Source organism: Catelliglobosispora koreensis DSM 44566 (assembly GCF_000379685.1).
GTDB classification, from domain to species: Bacteria; Actinomycetota; Actinomycetes; order Mycobacteriales; family Micromonosporaceae; genus Catelliglobosispora; species Catelliglobosispora koreensis.
This window is the reverse complement of sequence record NZ_KB903267.1, coordinates 1-2,147: the sequence shown is the minus strand read 5'-3', so window position 1 is coordinate 2,147 and position 2,147 is coordinate 1. Positions and strand designations below refer to the sequence as shown.

At 67.0% G+C, this 2,147-nt stretch carries 3 protein-coding genes; 2 read left to right on the top strand and 1 reads right to left on the bottom strand.

The window, feature by feature from the left end:
* The coding region (locus A3E1_RS41555) for an MFS transporter (protein ID WP_020523065.1) at positions 1–609 on the top strand (609 nt) is incomplete at its 5' end.
* Positions 610–761: 152 nt separating this feature from the next.
* Here A3E1_RS41555 and A3E1_RS0122590 read toward each other — a convergent pair.
* Positions 762–1,601, bottom strand: a complete 840-nt coding sequence (locus A3E1_RS0122590) for a phytanoyl-CoA dioxygenase family protein (protein WP_026208727.1) — start codon at positions 1,599–1,601, stop codon at positions 762–764.
* A 267-nt stretch (positions 1,602–1,868) separates the two neighbouring features.
* Here A3E1_RS0122590 and A3E1_RS47330 point away from each other — a divergent pair.
* A partial coding sequence (locus A3E1_RS47330) for an NAD-dependent epimerase/dehydratase family protein (protein WP_169454440.1) occupies positions 1,869–2,147 on the top strand: 279 nt, incomplete at its 3' end.

Sequence of the window (2,147 nt, the reverse complement as noted above, 5' to 3'; positions counted from 1 at the left end):
TGGGAACTGTGTTTTCTGTACGCGGTCGGATTTGGCGGTTTCGTCGCCTTCAGTGTCTACCTTCCCGCCCACCTGCGCACCGCCTACAGCCTCACCGCCAGCGATGCCGCCCTGCGCACTGCCGGATTCGTGGTCCTGGCCGTGATCGCCCGCCCCATCGGCGGCGCTCTATCCGACCGCTTCCATCCGGTACCCGTGCTTGTCTGGTCCTTTTCCGGAGTGGCCGGTTTAGCTGTGCTGCAAGCATTCCAGCCGCCTCTCATGCCGTGGGGCACCATCGCGTTCCTGGGCATGGCCGCACTGCTCGGCGCCGCAGCAGGCGCCGTGTTCGCTCTGGTCGGCAAACTCGCCCCCGAAGGCAAGACGGGCGCTATCACCGGCCTGGTCGGTGCCGCCGGCGGCCTTGGCGGCTTCCTCCCACCGCTGATCATGGGATGGGTGTACAGCTTCGAGCAGTCCTACTCCATCGGCCTGATGCTGCTATCCGACGTGGCCCTGGCCGCAGCCGTCTACACCGGCGTGAAAATGAGCCGGCACACCCAGGTCATGGCAGGCCAGCGGCCCAGCCTCGACCCGGGCCTGGCCCCGGACACCAGCGTGCCCACCTGATCTGACGCCAGCCCGCATCATGGCGGCGGTAGCCATTTCCGTCCCGCCTGCCCGCCCTGCCCGGTGGGCATAGCGCATTGCCCAAAACCATTAATCACCAACAGGAGAACTGACGTTGTACCGGAACCATGCTGCCTGCACGCCCGGTGCTATCAGTTGCCGTCGTCGCCTGACCACGGGCGAAGCCAGCGCGGGTCGGGTGTGGCCGCTGCGGGGGTGAAGCGGATGTCGGCCGACAGGCGCATCACGTCGCAGGTGTTGTCGAAGGTGGCGTGCACGAGGTAGGGGCAGTGGATGACGATGTCTCCGGCGCGGTAGTCGGAGTAGAGCCATCTGCCGCCGAGCTGGCGGCTGATCCAGCTCAGGTCGTGGCTTAGCGGCCGGGGATCGTGGGGCCGGTCGGTGTGCTGGCGGCGAAGCTTCTCCAGCTGCGCCCAGGGCACCCGGTGCGAGCCCTCCAAATAGGCCAGGCCACCGCACTGCAGCGGGCTGTCGCCCAGGGGAATCCACATGGTGATCAGCTGGTGTGAGCCGGGGTCGAGGTAGTCGAAGTCGGTGTGGGCGCGCGACGCGGCCGGTCCCCAGTGATAATGGCGCACAATCTGGCGGGGAAGAGTCACAACGTCGTCGTTGCCGAGCAGTTGCCGCGCAATACGCAGCAGCGCTGGGCTTGCTGCCAGGGCGGCGAAGGTGGTGCTGCGCACGAAATCGTAGGCTGGGTGGCCCGGCACACCATGCGGCAGTAGCTCTGGTGGCTGATGCCCGGACCAGATCCCCTCCCACGGCTGTGTTCCTGCCGCGCAATAGGCCGCAGGGAAAGCGTCGAAGTAAGCCCGCCGCATCCCCAGCACCTCGCTGCGGCACAGGACTTCGCGTAGCAGTACGTAGCCGTCGCGGGCGAAACGCTGCCGCAGATCTGCGTCGCCGGGTGAGCTCACGCGCATCGGCGCCGGTGCGGCGTGCAGCGGCACCCCGTTGGATGTTACAGGCATATGGACCGTCCTTTCTGGCCGGCGGCACAGGCCGCCTCAGTGAGCGTCTGCGCGGCCTACGCTGTGGCGGCAGAGGCCACGGTCCCAGGCTGGGCGGGTCTTTCGGCCCTTTGCGTGCCCGCCGGGGCGGGCGGGGCCACAAGGCCTGCCGGCAGGTGACCTTCGGTCCTGGTGCGGTATCTGGCCGTCGGCTCAATATCCATTCCGGAGAGATTCCCCGGCCAGTTGGTGGCCGGGCACACCAATGACGGCAAATGCTGGAGGTGCGTGGTGAGGGTGCTGGTGACCGGCGGGTCCGGGTTCATCGGCTCGCATGTCGCCAGTGAGCTGCTCGCGGCGCATCATGAGGTGACGATTTATGACCTGGAGGCGCCCCATTTCTCGCTGCCGTGCGCGTTTGTGCGTGGTGATACCCGCGACCTAGACCGGATGACGGCAGCAGCCCGCAAGGCCGATGTCATCTACCATCTGGCAGCCGAGGCGAACGTCAACCGCTTCTACGACAGCCCGCTGTACTCAGCCGATATCACCGCCACAGCCACCTTG